The organism is Myxococcus stipitatus DSM 14675 (genome assembly GCF_000331735.1).
Lineage (GTDB): Bacteria > Myxococcota > Myxococcia > Myxococcales > Myxococcaceae > Myxococcus > Myxococcus stipitatus.
On sequence record NC_020126.1, the window covers coordinates 7,383,456 to 7,400,035 of the forward strand.

Sequence of the window (16,580 nt, forward strand, 5' to 3'; positions counted from 1 at the left end):
ACCTGAATTCTCCCGTGGCTGTAAGAAGACACTGCCGTCGACTTTGTGATTGACTCGACAATCGGCCCATGGCAACCCCAGACAAGTTCTGCCATTCAATGCAATTCAGGATAAGCTTGAAATACCAAACAAAGAAGGTCGCGACGGGGCCTAAGGTCCGCCGTTGCGTTCAAGCACCCCCTCCGAGCGCTCCCTATCTTCCGGGGCATGAACCTTTCTTCCCCGCTGCCGTCCTCGGATGTGTCCCTCGCTTCGACGCCTCTCGAGCTTCTCGTCACCCACTCGGCGTGGGCCAATCGAGAGCTCTTCAGCGCCCTCCGCTCGGTTGCCGCCTTCGAGTCCCAGCCGGGCGCGGACTTGATTCTTCGGGCCCTCGACCACATCCACGTCGTCCGGTGCGTCTTCCAGGCCCATCTTCAAGGCGCCTCGCACGGCTTCACGGCCCCCCAGCGAGCGGTCATCCCCTCCTTCCAGGAGCTGGACCTCGAGTTCGAGCTCATGGACCGCTGGTATGTGGAGACCACGGCGTCACTCCGACCCGAGGAGCTCCAGCGGCCTCGCGACGTGCGCTTCACCGACGGCAAGGTCGTGACGATGACCGCCGCGGCGATGCTCCTCCACGTCGTCGTCCACACCACCCATCATCGCGGCAACGTGGACGCCGTCATGTTCCAGACCGGGATGCCTCGCCGGAGGGATGGCGTCCCCGAGTTCCTCGTCAGTCGAGCGTCCGCCACGTGACCGAGCTGAGCCCCTGAGAGGGCGTCATGCCGAACTGCTCGCGGAAGACGCGGGTCAGGTGGGCGCTGTCCGCGAACCCCGCTGACGCCGCGGCGGCGCTCAGGCTCGCGCCCTCCTCCACCGCGGCGATGGCGCGACGCAGCCGCCTCCACCTCACATACGCCCGCATCGGGAGCCCGAAGTCCCGCGCGAACGCATGGCGCATCTGCCGGGGAGACAGTCCCGCCTCGAGCGCGAGGCTCGCGAGGTCGAGAGGCTCCGAGCTGTCGAGCGCGGCCCCCATCCTCCGCGTCGCCGGATGTCGCGGCCCCGGGGGCTGACAGACATCGAGGGCGGTGAGGACAGACGCGATGAGCGCCTGGGCCTGCCCTGGCGTCGGGCTCCGAGGCACCTCCACCTCCAGTGGGGTCCGCGCCCAGGTCTCGCCCCGAGGCTCCGCGCTCCGAGCGAGCGCGCGGCTCGCCAGGTCATCCCCATCCAGGAACAAGAGGGCCCCGTGCTCACACGCACCGTGCCCATGAGGCATGTGCGGGGGAATGACCGCCGCGTGGACCCGAAGGCGCTGGTCGGCGCCATCCTCGAGGTCCACGCCCTCCGGCGCGACCACGACCTGGGTCGCGTGGTGCGAGTGCCGCGCCGTGGCCACCAGCGGGCCGACATAGAGCGTCCGTGTCCCAGACGCGAACACCGTCCCCTTCAGCCGTTCCAGCGCGCTCAATGGGCTCCCTCGGGTGACATGCCGTTGATGCACCAATGATCCTTCCGCGTCCTGACTGCAACCGCAAGCGGATGTCGCCATCATTTCGAGAAGGTTTCTCGCCAACCCCGTTTTGGAGTCGTCGTCCGAATTGCGACGAATCGACATCAGGACACAGGCGCCGAGGCGTGGCCTCGCCGCTCAGGGGGAACGCAAATGACAAGCAGGACTCACGCTCCGCGGTATGGCTGGCGCTTGCCAGCGATTGGGCTGGCCTCACTGGGATTGCTGTTGGGTGGCTGCGGCCCGGAGGCGCCTGAAGCCGAGCAGGAGACGCTCACCTCCACGCCGGAGAGCACCGACGCCGCCTTCGAGGAGTGGCGCGCCAAACACGTCGTCCCCACACCGGAAGGACACTTCCTGGTCGAGGGCGACATGCGCATGCTCGACCTGGCCTCCATCCGTGAGTACTGGCGGAGCATCAGCGGGGCGCCGGGCGCGCTCTCCGTGTGGCGCCCGGGTGGCGTCGAGTCCGCGTGGAACCGCACGGACCGCTGGAACATCACCTACTGCATCCGCCCGGGCGACTTCGGCGCGGACTACAACCGCCTGGTCGAGTTCATGCACCGCGCCGCGTCCGGCTGGGAGGCCGCCGCCAACGTGCGCTTCGTCCACGTCGTGGCGCAGGACTCCGCCACCTGCAACCGCAGCAACAACACCGTCAAGTACAACGTCGAGCGCAACTTCAGCTTCACCGGCCTCTCCGCCGGCATGGGCTTCCCGACCTTCTCGCGTCCCACGCGCTTCCTCGAGCTGGGGCCCACCTCCACGTGGACCGACGCCGAGCTCATCGCGGTGCTCACGCACGAGTTCGGCCACGCCCTGGGCTTCGTGCACGAGCACGACACCGCCGCGGGCTGCGGCATGGTGACGACCGGCACCTACCGTCCACTCACCTGCTACGACGGGCGCGGCGCCATGCACTACCCCTCCCAGCCGGGATGGCTGGACCCCGCCCGCAAGCTGAACTTCATCTCGCAGTGGGACGTCGAGGGCTCGCAGTCGCTCTACGAGGCGCCCACCCAGGTGCTCAGCACCGCCAGCGGCACCGTGTACGCGCGCAAGCGCTCCACGGGCGACATCTACCGGCGCGACGCGCTCGGCTGGACGGTGGTGGGGGGGCCGGGCCAGGCCTTCGTCGCGGTGGGTGACACCGTCTACGGACAGGTTCCGGGCCGCGGCCCGCCGGTGAAGTTCCTGGGCGCCAGCTGGACGACCATCGGCGGCCCCATCGGGCAGATCTTCCCGTGCGCCGGAACGCTCTGCGGCACGGACCCGACGACCGGCAACGTCGTCCGGTACAACGCGGCCACGAACGTGTGGGCCACCATCGGCGGCCCCGGCTCGCGCTTCGCCGCGACCACGTCGGCGGTGTATGGCATTGGCTCCTGGCAGGACGACTACACCGCGCGCTGGAGCGGCGTGGGCAGCTCATGGTCCGTCGTCGGCGGCGGTGCGAGCGAGCTCATCGGCGGTGGCACCAGCATGTACCGGCTGACCAACACCAAGGACGCCATCCAGCGCCATGATGGCGGGTCGACGTGGACGACCATCGGCGGCTCTGGCAGGAGCTTCGTCGCCGTGGGCAGCGACGTCTACGGGCTGCGCCCCGATGGCTCGTTCATCATGAAGTACAACGGCACGGTGTGGAACTCCATCCACGGCCCCGCGGCCAAGATCTTCAGCTCGAACGGCTACCTCCTCGCGCTGAACAACGACGACACCATCGAGCGCTACAACCCCGCCAGCAACACCTGGACGGCGCTCGGCAAGCCCTGAGCACCCCTCCAGGCGAGGGCCCACGGACGCTCCCTCCGTGGGCCTTCTCCCCTTGAAGCAAGCAGCGCCGGAAGCTCAGGCCGCGGTGCCGTCGAGCGCCTCCTGCATCGCGGCCATGCCCGCCTCCATCATCGGGCCAACGACAGCACTCGCCTCGTGCGGCAGGAAGTCCGCGGTCCACACGACCCGACTCCCCGAGCCCTCCGCGAAGACCTGGACCGCGCCGTTGTAGTGCGTCATCGGCCCGCCCTCCGCCCCCCACACGAGCCGCCGCTCCTCGTCGTTGACCGACACGATGGGCTCGCGAACCACGACGCCGTTGGCGAACGTCACGACGCGCGCCCCCGGCTCCAATCGCGTGTCGAGCACGAACCCGGGCACCAGCCGGGTGTGGAGGGCCCCGATGTCCCGGATGGCGTCCCACACTCCCTCGGGGGTGGCGCGCGTCGTGAGGTCCTTGCGGAGGGATGCCATGCGGTGTGCTCCTGTGAAGTGAGGCCCTGCGGCAATGCAGGGACAGCCGCCCGCGCTCGCGGGCTCGCCGTGTCCTCTTCCTTAGGAGCTGCGCCGCATCTTCTCTTGGAGAATCTTGCGGTCTCCACGCGAGGCCTTCCGGAACGCGCTCGGCGACACTCCCGCCGCGCGGTGGAACGTGCGCACGAAGTTGGAGAGGTCCCCGAAGCCCACATCAAAGGCAATGCGCGCGATGGGCACATCCGTCGCGAGCAGCCGCGCGGCGTGACGCAGCCGAAGGCGCACGAGGTACTGATGAGGCGTGACGCCCAGCACCTCGCGGAAGATGCGCAGGAAGTGGAACGGGCTCAGGTCGAGCTCCGCCGCCAGGCCCTCCAGCGTCAGCGGCTCGTCCGCCTGCGCTTCCAGGAGGAGCGCGGCCTCGACGGCGCGGCGACGGTTCTTCACGTGCATCCGCGGCGATGCCCCCCGCTTTCCGGAAGCCGTGCCCACGAAGCGGGCCGCGAACACGAGCGCGACCTCGTCCAGGCCCAGATGCGTCCGCCCCTCGGCGGTCTGCTGCGCCAGCTCCCCCAGCATCATCAGCGAAGGCCCTGGAGGAAGAGCCCCCAGGCGCCACACCTCGCGAGAAGCCCCGAGCTCCTCCACCAGCGCTTCGGAGAACTGGAACGAGAGGCACTCATCGCCCGCGAGGTGATGCTCGTGCGTGCAGCGGAAGGTGTCTCCGGGATGGCCCGCGAGCGTCGCGCCGGCGACGAGCTCATGCCGGAGCCCTCGGGAGTCGTAGCCGAAGCTGCCCCGCCGGACGTACGACACCGAGAAGGCCGCGTGCTGCTCCTCGACCGCCCTCTCCCCCGGCTTCGCGTCACACCGGTAGTCCAGGACGGTCAGGGAGCGCGAACGGTGCAGGACGGCGGTTCGCATCCGCCCTGGCTAGCAGGATTGCCCCTGGAAGACTTGGAGAATCTTGCCCTGTCCCCTCCCCGCGCCCGCCTGCGGAACGCGGAGAGGGCCCGACGAGAACGCCCTACGGGTGGGCGAACTCGATGGTGACTTCACCGTGGCCACTCGGCATGCACGCCCCCTCGACCGCCGAGGGCTGGGTGCCGGTGTTCCAAGAGCCACCGCCTCCCCCCACACGCCCGCCTCCCCCGCCGGAGTAGCCACCGCCGCCCCCCGCCCCGTAGCAGCCATTCCCCGCGCCACCGCCGCCATAGCCACCGTGCGCCAGGCCGCCGCACGTCTTGCCAGCCCCACCCTGCCCGCCCGCCAGGAAGGAGAAGCCACCTTCACCGAAGCTCCCGTCGGCGGCGCCGTTGCTGAACCAGCCCCCGCCGCCAGAGCCATAGGTCGAAGCCCGAGTTCCACCCTGGCCCGCCGTCCCTCCCGCGATGAACCCCGACGTGTAGCTGGCGTTCGTCGAGCCCGCCGTGCCAGCCGTCCCCGTGCCGCCGTGTCGACCCGGCACCAGCGCCCCCGCGCGCACACCACCGCCGCCACCCGCGACGAGCAGCGGGTTGCCATTCAACGCCACGAAGGAGCCACCACCGCCCCCCGCGGCATACGTCGTCGCCGTCCCCTTCTGGCCCACGCGGACGAGCAGCGTGTCGTTCGCCTGGAGGTTGAACACGCCACCCACCCGCGCGCCGCATCCCCCCGAGAGCCCCGCCACCGCGCTCGCGCCACTCGCCCCCGTCGCCGTGATCCGGTACGCCCCCGACTTCGGCGCCGTCCACGTCCGAGGCGACGGAGGGCCCGTCGGCCCCTGGTACTCCACCCCACCCACCTTGTTCGTGAACGTCACGCCCTTCTCGAAGACCGCGAAGGGCGAGAAGCTGCTCGTGACGCCGCAAATCAACATGACGCTCACGGGAGGGTCCACGCTGTAGTCGAAGCCGCAGCTCTCCACGGACTCACAGCCGCACGTCGCCGGGTCGGCGCTGCAATCGAACGCGGGCTCGGGCATGCCCGGGGGCGGCGGCAGCTCCACCCACTGTCCGGAGGGGAGCGCATCCTTGTTGAAGTGGTAGAGCCGCAGGAACTGCGACAGCGCATTCGTCCCCTGGAACTTCCTGCGGACACACACCGTCGCCTCGGTGAACCGCGCGGTGGTCGCGATGTCGTAGAAGACCGGGCTGCACTCCAGCCCCTCCGCGCTCGCCCCGTCCGCGCAGAACGCCTTCAGGCCCTGGGGGACCTCGGGCCCCAGCGGTGACTCGACCACCGTGGTGAGACCTCCGGTCGTCACCCCGGGGAACGTGATGTCCACCTTCAGGTCCTGCGTGTCGACAGGGGTGATGGACACATTCGTTCCAACGGGCGTCGTCGTCGGCTCCGCGATGGTGAGGCTCTGGATGGGGAACTGCGTGTAGCCCCCGTTGACCTGGGCCACCGCGTTGACGGAATACGTGCCGGGCTCGGCGATGACCTTCACGGAGACGACGCTCTTGTCGGCCGCGGAGCTGAAGGCCGAGGTCGTCACATCCCAGCCGCCGCCGCTGTTCACATCGAAGGTGGTGCGGCGCAGCGAGGCGGACGGATAGCTGAGCAGCGTCTCCGGCGCCTCCGGGCTCGCCTCCTTCACGTCGAAGTAGAGCGTGGTCTTGACCAGCGACACCGGCCACGGGCCGAAGTTCACCGTCGAGCCTCCCGCCACCGACACCGGGGGCGAGCTGTTGCCCAGCGAGTGACGGCTCAGGACGGCGGTGTGCTCGACCGCGGGGTTCGACACGTCCTGGAAGGACAGGTTGAGCACGTGCTGCCTCCAGCTCCCCGAGGGAACCAGGAGGTCCACCTGTCCGTTCACCAGGGCATCCGAGGACGCCTGCGTCACGAGGCCCGGAGGCGGGTCCTCGCGCATGAGGTGGACCTCCGCCGAGGTGACGTCCGCGTTGGACAGGAAGCCGCCGACGAGCAGCGGAATCCGCGCGGTGCCCATCGGGTCGGTGAAGTTCAAGGACGTCGTCGCGCCCGTCGTGACGGTGACGCGGTACGACTTCGTGTCCGAGTACTGGGGCCCCGTCGAGAACTGCGTGCGCAGGTAGAGGTCATACGGCCCCGACGGCAGCTCCAGGTGGAAGGAGGCTCCGGCGGGCACCTGTCGGACGGCGCTGATGCCTTCGGTCCCCGTGCCCTGGACTCCGCTGACGTGGAGCTGGTGGTAGACGACCGTGGCCCCCGGCGGGACGCTGAGGGTCCCCGCGACGTGCCCCGTGTCGGAGAGGTCGATGGTCCAGGCGAGGTTGCTCGCCCCCTGGAGCATGTCGACTGTCCGCGCCTGGAGCTCCCGCTGCACCTCGATGCCCGAGTTCGTGGTCACAGACACCCTGCCCGTCACCGAGACCTGGCTCGCGGGAATCATCGCGAGCCCATCCGAGGTGGACACCGGCTGGGTCCCCGTGAAGGACCGGTACGTTCCCGACGCGTGGTCTTCCGTCGAGCCACTCACCGCCGCGAAGAGGTCGTAGCGCGCGAGTGTTCCCCCCACGACCCCAAGAGTGAACGGGATGAGGGTGGTGTTGGGGTAGATGAAGTGCATCGCGGTCGGCCCGACCTGGTTGTCGACCGACACGAAGTTCTTCCGAGCCACCTCCAGGAAGGACTGCCCACCCGAGGGACTGACGAACGTGGCCCTCAGGTGACCTTGATAGGAATGGCCACTCTCCACCGTCAGGGAGTAGGGGCTCGAGGTGAAGGTCTTGGAAGCCGTGAGGCCCCCCGACGACGTGGCGCGCAGGTGAAAGTCTTGAATCGTCACCGAGCCCAAGGAGACCTGCCCCTCGAGCACCCCGGGGTTGAGAATCACCACATCGGCGACAGCCACCCCTGACAAGGCCATCGCGACAAGGCCCGACATCCTCCTCCTGCTCTGCATCCGCATTGCTGCGTACCCCCTCTGTTCATACGGCGCGCGGAGGCCCCCGCCCGATGAGACTCACCGGCGGAGGCACTCGGGTGCTGAAACACAGTCGGGCATGACGCCCACTCGAGACTGTCTCACTCCGGAGTGACATCAGACATGAGACAGCCGCGGCGGGTGCGGGACACCCGGCCTGGGGCAGCAGCGACCACGAGGCGCCGTGTGCGTCAGGCGTCCTGGCGTGGCTTCAGCAACGTCTTGAGGAAGCGCAGGTACTTCGGGTCCTCGTCCGCGAAGAGCTCCTCGTCCGCGCCCATGTAGGCCCGCGCCAGTTCGTCGCCCGCGCGCCGCAGGTCTCCGAGCTCGAACTCGCACTGCCCCAGCCGCAGGTGGATGAACGGGTTGCCCAATCCCCCGGGCGCGCTGACAGCATCCACGAGCGCGGCGCGGGCCCGTGAGAACTCCCCGAGCTGGAAGAGCATGTCGCCGATGGCCGTGCAGACCCAGGTGGTGGCCTCGTACTCGAGCCACGGCTCGGGAATCAGCTGGAACGCGGCCTTGAAGGACCGCAGCGCCGCGGCGGGGTCTCCCTTCTCCGCGAGCGCGTCGCCCTCGGCGCAGAGGGCCTGGATGCGCTCGTGGACCTCATCGGGAATCTCGGACAAGGGGTGCTCCTCTCCGGGCATCGCGTTGTACGTCCACGTATACCACCCCGCGTTCGTCCCATCTGGAAGCAATGGCGCCCCAGCCCTTTCGTAGGGCCCGGGCAGGATCGTGCGAGTGGGAGTTCCATGAATCGAGTCGGGGCCGTGATGTTCGGTGCGCTGCTGCTGCTGGCGGGGGTCTCGAAGACCGTGGAGGCGGCCGAGCCCCCCGTCGCCCGTCGCGCGAACCCGTTCCCGCTCTGGGGCCCGCTGACACCGGGTCCCCACGCCGTCGGCTACAAGGTCCTGTATCGCTTCGACACGAGCCGGACCTGGGCGGAGACGCGTCCCTACGGAAAGACGTTCTCACCGGACCTGCAGGGCCGGCCCCTGCGCATCAGCATCTGGTACCCGGCAAGCCGCGCCCAGGGAAAGACGCTGCGCTTCGAGGACTACTACCGAGCAGGCGCCGCGCCCAAGGGCTTCGAGGACGTCGAGGCGCAGGTCCCCGAACGAGACGGTGGCACCTACCGGGGCAACTTCGGCGACGCCTACGCCGTGCTGGCCGCGACGCCCGTGAACGCGAGCATGAATGCCCCCGCCGCCAAGGGGCGCTTCCCGGTCGTCCTCACCACGGGCGGCCAAGGGGCCCTGCTCACGACGAACTCGACCCTGGCCGAGTACCTCGCGAGCCACGGGTACGTGGTCGTCACCGTCTTCACCTTGGGGCGCAGCCAGGGCCAGCCTTCGCTGGGGCTCGCGCCCTCTGAGGTCGCCATCACCGTGCGGGACTTCGAGTTCACCGCCTCCGTGGTGAGGGACCTGCCGAACGTGGACGCCTCGCGCCTGGCCATGGTCGGCCACAGCATGGGCGGCAGCGCGGCGGTCCTCTTCGCGATGCAGAACACGAATGTCTCGGCCGTGGTGGGGCTGGATGGAACGTATGGGTTTCCCAATCCTCCCGCGGAGCCCGGAATCCTCTCGGTGACGGAGGGCTACCACTACGCCCCGGGACGGATGCAGGCCGCGCTCCTGGACCTGCGCCGGCAGCAGCCGTTCATCGACCTGGGGGCCGTGCGCGCCTTCCGGCATTCAGAGCGCTACCTGATGACGCTCGCGCAGACGCAGCACTCCAGCTTCACCACGGGGGCGATGCATCATGCGCTCGCCCTGTCGGAGATTGAACCCAACGCGGCGGGAATCACGCGGCGGTCCAGCGGCGAGGGCTTCTATTGGTCCTGCGGAGTCGTCCAGGCGTTCCTCGATCTCCAGTTGAAGGCGGACCCCCGTGGACTCGACCGGATGAAACAGGCCGTCGAAACCAACTCGCGCGCGACCCTGACCCAAGAGCCCGCGATGGCCGCCCGGCCCCCGCCCGCCACGGTCTTCGCGCAGTTGGAGGAACAGGGATTGGACGCGGTCATCAAGGCCGTCGAACAGTTCCGGCGCGAGCTCCCCGAGGAGCCCGTCGTCGAGGAAGCCGTGTTCAATGAGAGGGGTTACGCACTGCTCGGCCAGAAGAAGGCCGAGCAGGCCGTGCGCGTCTTCCAGCTCGTCGCGCACTTCTATCCTCAGTCCGCGAACGCGGCCGACAGCCTGGGAGACGCCTACGTCGCCGCGGGTCAGAAGGAGCAGGCACGTGCCTCCTTCGGCCGCGCCATCGAGCTCGCGCCCGCCGACGCCTCGCTCAACAACGAGTCCCGGGCGTCCCTCCTCACGGAGAGCGCACGGAAGCTCGAGCGGCTCGCCCCCTGAATCGAGGGCGCGTCAAACTCAGACCACCGTCCCGGAGAGCGGCGAGCCTCCGGAGGTCGTCACCAGGTTCCAGAACTCCTTGGCCACATCGACCTCACCACCAATGCCCCGGGCCAGGTTGAGCATGGCCAGGCTGTGGGACGCCGGGCTGCCGTCGTAGCCCTGGAGGAGTGACCCCAGCTTCGAGGAGGAGTCGTTTCCAGTCCGCGATTGGATCGCCTGGATGTCACTGGCCGAGAGCTTGAGTGTCAGGGGGTTGTCGTTCTCTCGTGCGGCCGCTGCCAGGGCGGCATCTCCCGTAAAGGCCCTCACAAGGCACTCCCGAGCACTATCGTCGGTCGTGTCGAACACGAGGGACATCGAGTCGCTGCCTGGAACGAGCTTGCCGTCCTGGTCGTACTTCGCCGTGTAGTTCAACTCCGGGTGATCTCCATCGCCGAAGGACGCGCTGGCCGTGAGCGTCTTCGTCCCATCCGAGTTGTGGGTGACGACAAACTCGGTGGCGTCCTTGACGCCTTCCGACTCGAAGCTGGGGAACGGCTCGACGGTGAGAGAGAACTTCGAGAACGCCCCCTCCCACGAGAGCTTGTCCTGCCGGAGCGTGTTGCTCACACCGGGCCCGTCCTTCTCCGGCATGCCGTTGCCCTTCGAGAAGGACTCGTAGGCCGCCTTTCCGGAGTCGTTGGAGAGGTCGAACTGCGCGGAGCGAAGGCTGTACTCCTTCAAGGATGTACTGCTGCCGAAGCTCGCAGAGACCCAGTCATTCCCCAGCGTCAGCGCCGCATCCTGGTTGATGAACTCCGTGGGGCCCTCCGTCACCGTCAGCAGGTCTCCCGTGCGGCTCACTTCGATGGAGGTTCCCGTGCCCGCGGTCTCCGTCGACGTCGTGCCCAGGGCCCCATCCACCTTCGAGTTCTTGCCCGAACTCAGCTCCAGGGTGGACGTCACGCCCGCGAACTGCCCCGTCTCCACCTCGATGGTGGCCCCGTCCGGAATGGACTCCTCCCTCAAGGGATGGGGTGGAGGAATCTCTCCGCGCTCGAGCTTCGCGAAGTCCTCCTCCTTCATCTTCACCTCGTAGGACATGGTGGCACCGCCCGTGACGCCCACGCTCGCGGACGCCCCCACCCGGGCCAGCTTCAGCTCCACCTCACCCGTCACGGTGGCGGCCACCTCCGCCTCGACATTGAAGGTGACGTACCCATCCTCGCGCTTCACGTCCTTCGAGAGCGAGGAGCTGATTTCAACGGTCACCGGCCCCTGCTGATACGGAACGGAGACGTTGTGCACGGGGCCCGAGGAGCTCGCGACGGCGGCGTCGATGGGCGTGCTGTCCGCGAGCATCATCTGCTGAAGCCCGGGAGACAGCTTCGCCTGGGCCAGCACCTGCGCGCGCTCCGCCGAGCCCGGCTCCGTGGCGAACACCTTCGCCGCCGTGTTGCCCGACAGCGCCCCCACTTCCTGATACTGCGACTGCTCCTTCAGGTACGTCTGCATGTCCGAATAGCTCTTGCCGCTGCTCGGATCGAACACTCGTTCACCTTGGCGAACCACCACGTGCCCGGCCTGTCCTTCGGCGCCGCCACGGGTGTCCTCGAGGAACACCAGCTCCGAGCGCCCCCGAAGCTCAGGCGAGGCCTTGCTCACCCAATCCGCGGCCCTGTCCAAGCAGTTGACGGTGGCGTCCTTGGAATTTTCGGTCAGCAGCGACGAAGCCGGAGCCTGTCCATCCAGACGTCCACCAGGCTTCGTGGCTTTGTTGTCGAACGAGGACGTCGAGCTGAAGCCCCGTGCGGGCCGGGCCGCGCTCGCATCGTCTTGTCTCGTCTCTGCTGTCCCACGCTGCGTCGCCTCTGCTTGACGACGTCGGACGTGTGCAGCGCCCCCATCTCCGAGACCTCTCATGCTCATGGCTGTGAACTCCCCCTCTGGATACTGCGAACGCGCCGACTCGAAGCGCTGCCTGATTCTCGCGGTGTGACACACGAGGTTGCGTGGATTCTTGAAGTGTTGGAGTCCCATTTTCGGGACATGAAAACGGTCGTTCTTTCTTCCCTCGGCCGAGATGTCCTGCCCACCTCGTTCGTTCCCCGTCGGCAGCCAAAAAACCAGCAGGAGCTGTCGAGCATGAAGTCCCCCCTCGTGAAGTCCCGTCAGGCCGTGATGTGGGTGATGATGGTCCTCCTCGGATGTCAGACTCCGGCGGAAGCCCCCCGCGCGGAGGAACCTCCCGAGGAACAGCTCCCCGCCGAGTCCTGCTCCGCATCAGAAGCGCTGACGGGTCCCCATTCCGCCTGGCTCGTGCGCCATGGTCTGACCGATGCGCAATACCAAGTGGAGCGCACGGAGAGGACGGAGCAGGGCTATCGCCTCGCCGATGTCAGTGGTTACGAGGCAGGGGGCGGCGCCTGCTACGCCGTCATCTGGGAGAAGTCGAGCGAGGTGGCGTGGCGGGCCTTCCATGGGCTCGACTCCGAACGGCTCCAAGCCACGCTCGTCGAGCAGCGGGCCCAGGGATACCGCCCGAGAGTGCTCAACGGATACAACGTCGGCGGCGCGGCTTTCTTCGCGGTCATCTTCCATCAGGACGGTGGCTCCGAGTGGGTGGCGCGCCATGACCTGAGTGAGTCCCTGTTCCAGTCGGAGCTCGCCACCCGGGTGGAGCAGGGCTACCGGCTCGTGCACCTGAGTGGCTACATGTCCGGCGGCGAGGAGCGCTACGCGACCCTCTGGGACAAGGCCAGCGGACCGGCGTGGAAGGCCCACCATCGACTGACCGCGTCCGAGCTCGAATCCACCCTCGAAGCCAGCGCCGCCCAGGGCTATCAGCTCACGAAGCTCAGCGGCTACGACGTGGACGGCACGGACCGATACGCGGCCCTCTTCGAGGCCACGCCGGGGGCGCCCATCGCCGCTCGTCACGGGCTCTCCTCCGCCGCGTATCAACGCGAGGTGACGGACCTCAAGTACCAGGGCTATGCCCCTGTCATCGTGGCGACGCACAACAGCGGGAGGCAGCCTGTCTTCTCCCTGCTCTGGCGAAACGCGGCGTTCAGCGCGGCCGACCTGCGACACATCGACGACACCGTCCAGCAGGCGATGGCCCAGGCGAAGACCGTCGGCCTGTCGCTGGCCATCACCCACCGCGGGCGCCTCGTGTTCGCCAAGGGGTATGGCGATGCCCAACTCTCCGGCAACACCCCCGTCAACACCTCTCACCGCTTCCGCATCGCCAGTGTGTCCAAGCCGCTGACCGCCATCGGCATCATGCGGCTGATGGAGCGCGGCCAGCTTCGGCTCACGGACCGCGTCTTCGGCAAGAGCGGTCTGCTCGGAGAGACGTTCGGCCTCGAGAGCACCTACAAGGACAGCCGCGTGCTGGACATCACCGTCCAGCACCTGCTCGAGCACACCGCGGGTGGCTGGGACAACAGCGGCGCCGACGGAACCCCCGACCCCATGTCCACGTATTTGGGCCTGTCGCACGAGCAGCTCATCCAGACGGTGCTGCGAACCGTGCCGCTCGAGTTCGCGCCGGGGACGACGTACCAGTACTCGAACTTCGGCTACAGCATCCTCGGTCGCGTCATCGAGCGCGTCACGGGGCTGCCCTATGAAACGTACATGCGCGACCACGTCTTCCTGCCCAGCGGCGCCACCCGCTTCGCCGTGGGGGGCGATACCTTGGAGGAGCGGCTGCCCGACGAGGTCGTCTACGCCCAGCGCGGCCCGGGAGCCTACAGCCCCTATCGGATGCAGCTGAGTCGCATGGATGCGCACGGCGGCTGGGTCGTCACGCCCATCGACCTGCTGCGCGTCGCCGTGCGGGTGGATGGGTTCGCCACCGTCCCGGACCTGCTGAGCCAGACGACCCTCGCCACGATGACCACCCGCACGACGGCGCTCGACCCGAACGGCAACCCGGTCGTCTACGCCCAGGGCTGGGCCGTCAACAACGTGCCCAACTGGTGGCACAACGGCTACCTCCAGGGAACCCAGTCCCTGCTGGTGCGGACCCACGACCGCTACGGCCCCAGCGGCACCGAGGAGTTCATCTGGTCCGCCATGACCAACTCCAACAACAGCCCCTCTTCGGACACGCCCGACATCAACCTGGACAGCCTCATGTGGACCGTCGTGAAGGGCGTCAGCGCCTGGCCCGCACACGACCTGTTCTGACGGAGGGTGCCAGCGTCGGCCAGGCCTGCAGGCAAGACTTGCCGGTCCGGCGGAGCTTGCGAGGGCCTGCACCGGTCCGGGGCGCACCGACGCGTGGCGCCTCGTCTCAACCACCGGCTCGGGGCGCTCGGCCTGGGACTTGCTGAGGTGCGGCTCAACGGGGACTCGGAAGCTGACCGGGTCCCCACCCCATCTCGTGAGCAGCACCCATCCCAGCAGGAGTTCCCAATCATGAGTCCACTCAAGACCCAGTCATTCCTGGCAGCGCTGTCATTGCTGGCCGCATCCTTCGTGGGATGCGGGGCTCCGCCGGAGGAAGCCCCCGCCGCCGACGCAACCGCCACGTCCCAGGCGCTGGTCGGCCCCTATGATCCGTGGGTCGCCCGCCATGCGCTCACCTCGGCCCAATACCAGACGGAATTCGATACATGGGAAGGACAGGGCTATCGCCTCTCCTATGTCAGTGGTTACGAAGACGGGGGCAGCGCGCGCTATGCGGCCATCTGGGAGCAGACGAGTGGCCCGTCCTGGCGCGCCTCCCACGGGCTGACCTCGGCGCAGTACCAGACCGCGGTCGTCAACCAGAAGGCGCAGGGCTATCGCCCGGTGATGGTCAACGGGTACAGCGTCGGGGGCGTGGCCTACTTCGCGGTCATCTTCCACGCGGACAACGGCGTGGCGTGGGTGGCGCGTCATGACATGACGTCGGCCCAGTACCAGACGGAGTTCAACAACTGGACGGGACAGGGCTACCGGCTCGTGCACGTGAGTGGCTACACGTCCGGCGGCGCGGAGCGCTATGCGGCCCTCTGGGACAAGACGAGCGGCCCCTCGTCGCGCGCCTACCACGGCATGACGTCCGCCCGGTACCAGTCCACGTTCACCACCAACGCGTCGCAGGGGTATGAGCTGGCGCAGGTCAGCAGCTACAACGTGGGCGGCACGGACCTGTATGCGGCCATCTTCCACGCGTCCTCGGGGACTCCTTCGGCCGCGCGGCATGGGCTCTCCTCGGCCGGGTATCAGCAGGCCGTGATGGACCTCAAGTACCAGGGGTATCGCCCGGTGATGGTGGCGGCGCACAACAACGGGAGTGCGCCCGAGTTCGCCATGCTCTGGCGGAACCTGACGTTCAGCGCGGCCGACCTGGAGCACATCAACAGCACCGTCCAGGCGGCGATGAGCAACACGAACACCGTCGGCCTGTCGCTGGCCATCACCCGGCGCGGGCGCCTCGTGTTCGCCAAGGGGTATGGCCTGGCGGACAAGAGCAACAACACCCCGGTCAACTCCTCGCACCGCTTCCGCGTCGCCAGCGTGTCCAAGCCGATGACGTCCATCGGCATCATGCGGCTGATCGAGAGCGGCCAGATCCAGCTGACGGACCGCGTCTTCGGGCGGGGGGCGCTGCTCGGGGAGCTGTACGGCGCGCAGGGCACGTACGCGGACAGCCGCGTCCTGAACATCACCGTCCAGCAGTTGCTCGAGCACACCGCGGGCGGCTGGGACAACGACGGCGGCGATGGCTCGGGGGACCCCATGTTCATGAACACGGCCATGAACCACGCGCAGCTCATCCAGTGGGTGCTGCAGAACGTGCCGCTCGAGTTCGCGCCTGGGACGCGGTACCAGTACTCGAACTTCGGCTACAGCGTGCTGGGCCGCATCATCGAGCGCGTCACGGGGTTGCCCTATGACACGTACATGCGCAACACCGTGTTCACGCCCAGCGGCGCCACCAGCTTCGCGGTGGGCGGCGACACGCTGAGCGCGCGTCTGCCCAACGAGGTCGTCTACTACCAGCAGGGCGCGGGGGCCTCCAATCCGTACGGTATGCCGGTGCGGCGCATGGATGCGCACGGCGGCTGGGTCGTCACGCCCATCGACGCGGTGCGCGTCGCGGTGCGAGCGGATGGGTTCGCCACCGTCCCGGACCTGCTGAACGCGACGAGCATCGCCACGATGACCACCCGCACGACGGCGCTCGACAATGGTGGCAACGCCGTCAACTACGCCAAGGGCTGGTCGGTGAACAGCCTCCCCAACTGGTGGCACAACGGCTACGTCCCCGGCACCCTGGCGCTGCTGGTCCGGACCGATGACCGCTACGGCCCCAGCAACACCGATGCGTTCACCTGGTCCGCGATGACCAACTCCGACAACACGTCCGGCTCGGGCACGCCCGACATCAACCTGGACAGCCTCATGTGGAACGTCGTGAACGGCGTCAGCGCCTGGCCCGCGCACAACCTGTTCTGACCAGGGTTGTGGGAAGAGGACCGGCGGGGCTCGAGAGGGCCTTCGCCGGTCCTTGGCGTTTGGGCCGGTCCGAATCAGGGCGGGATTCGTCCTATATGCCCCCTACCGTGCATGCTCGGTGGGCCCGCGTGGG

11 protein-coding genes are annotated in these 16,580 nt (G+C 68.2%); 5 read left to right on the forward strand and 6 right to left on the reverse strand.

Features of this window, described 5'->3' with window-relative positions; translation table 11 throughout:
* Positions 1–207 precede the first annotated feature (207 nt).
* The gene (locus MYSTI_RS28420; RefSeq protein WP_015351259.1) at positions 208–741 is read left to right on the forward strand and encodes a DinB family protein; all 534 of its coding nucleotides are present in this window, start codon (positions 208–210) and stop codon (positions 739–741) included.
* Here the strand turns inward: MYSTI_RS28420 and MYSTI_RS28425 are convergent.
* The gene (locus tag MYSTI_RS28425; protein ID WP_233277984.1) at positions 719–1,459 is read right to left on the reverse strand and encodes a helix-turn-helix transcriptional regulator; all 741 of its coding nucleotides are present in this window, start codon (positions 1,457–1,459) and stop codon (positions 719–721) included. The two genes, MYSTI_RS28420 and MYSTI_RS28425, sit on opposite strands and share 23 nt — an antisense overlap.
* Positions 1,460–1,693: 234 nt before the next feature.
* Between MYSTI_RS28425 and MYSTI_RS28430 the strand changes: the two genes are divergently transcribed.
* Complete coding sequence (locus tag MYSTI_RS28430) at positions 1,694–3,277, forward strand: M57 family metalloprotease (protein WP_169558671.1); 1,584 nt, start codon at positions 1,694–1,696, stop codon at positions 3,275–3,277.
* Positions 3,278–3,352: 75 nt separating this feature from the next.
* Here MYSTI_RS28430 and MYSTI_RS28435 read toward each other — a convergent pair whose 3' ends face one another.
* The 4 genes from MYSTI_RS28435 to MYSTI_RS28450 all read right to left on the reverse strand — a co-directional run bounded on the left by MYSTI_RS28435 (position 3,353) and on the right by MYSTI_RS28450 (position 8,275).
* A complete protein-coding gene (locus MYSTI_RS28435) occupies positions 3,353–3,751 on the reverse strand; it encodes an SRPBCC family protein (protein WP_015351262.1) in 399 nt (132 codons plus the stop codon).
* Positions 3,752–3,832: 81 nt separating this feature from the next.
* On the reverse strand, positions 3,833–4,675 hold the full coding sequence (locus MYSTI_RS28440) for an AraC family transcriptional regulator (RefSeq protein WP_015351263.1): 843 nt from the start codon (positions 4,673–4,675) through the stop codon (positions 3,833–3,835).
* 103 nt (positions 4,676–4,778) lie between these two features.
* Positions 4,779–7,607, reverse strand: a complete 2,829-nt coding sequence (locus MYSTI_RS41045; RefSeq protein ID WP_015351264.1) for a hypothetical protein — start codon at positions 7,605–7,607, stop codon at positions 4,779–4,781.
* A 230-nt stretch (positions 7,608–7,837) separates the two neighbouring features.
* A complete protein-coding gene (locus MYSTI_RS28450) occupies positions 7,838–8,275 on the reverse strand; it encodes a tetratricopeptide repeat protein (protein ID WP_044900703.1) in 438 nt (145 codons plus the stop codon).
* A gap of 126 nt (positions 8,276–8,401) precedes the next feature.
* Between MYSTI_RS28450 and MYSTI_RS28455 the strand changes: the two genes are divergently transcribed.
* Positions 8,402–10,009 carry a poly(ethylene terephthalate) hydrolase family protein gene (locus tag MYSTI_RS28455; RefSeq protein WP_015351266.1) on the forward strand — a complete coding sequence of 536 codons (1,608 nt, stop codon included), beginning with the start codon at positions 8,402–8,404 and terminating at the stop codon, positions 10,007–10,009.
* 18 nt (positions 10,010–10,027) lie between these two features.
* Here the strand turns inward: MYSTI_RS28455 and MYSTI_RS28460 are convergent, their stop codons facing one another.
* A complete protein-coding gene (locus MYSTI_RS28460; protein ID WP_233277985.1) occupies positions 10,028–11,542 on the reverse strand; it encodes a hypothetical protein in 1,515 nt (504 codons plus the stop codon).
* A gap of 594 nt (positions 11,543–12,136) precedes the next feature.
* On the opposite strand from MYSTI_RS28460, the gene MYSTI_RS28465 reads away from it, so the two are divergent.
* Both MYSTI_RS28465 and MYSTI_RS28470 read left to right on the forward strand, forming a co-directional pair.
* Complete coding sequence (locus tag MYSTI_RS28465; RefSeq protein WP_015351268.1) at positions 12,137–14,188, forward strand: serine hydrolase; 2,052 nt, start codon at positions 12,137–12,139, stop codon at positions 14,186–14,188.
* A gap of 231 nt (positions 14,189–14,419) precedes the next feature.
* The gene (locus MYSTI_RS28470; RefSeq protein WP_015351269.1) at positions 14,420–16,447 is read left to right on the forward strand and encodes a serine hydrolase; all 2,028 of its coding nucleotides are present in this window, start codon (positions 14,420–14,422) and stop codon (positions 16,445–16,447) included.
* Positions 16,448–16,580 lie beyond the last annotated feature (133 nt).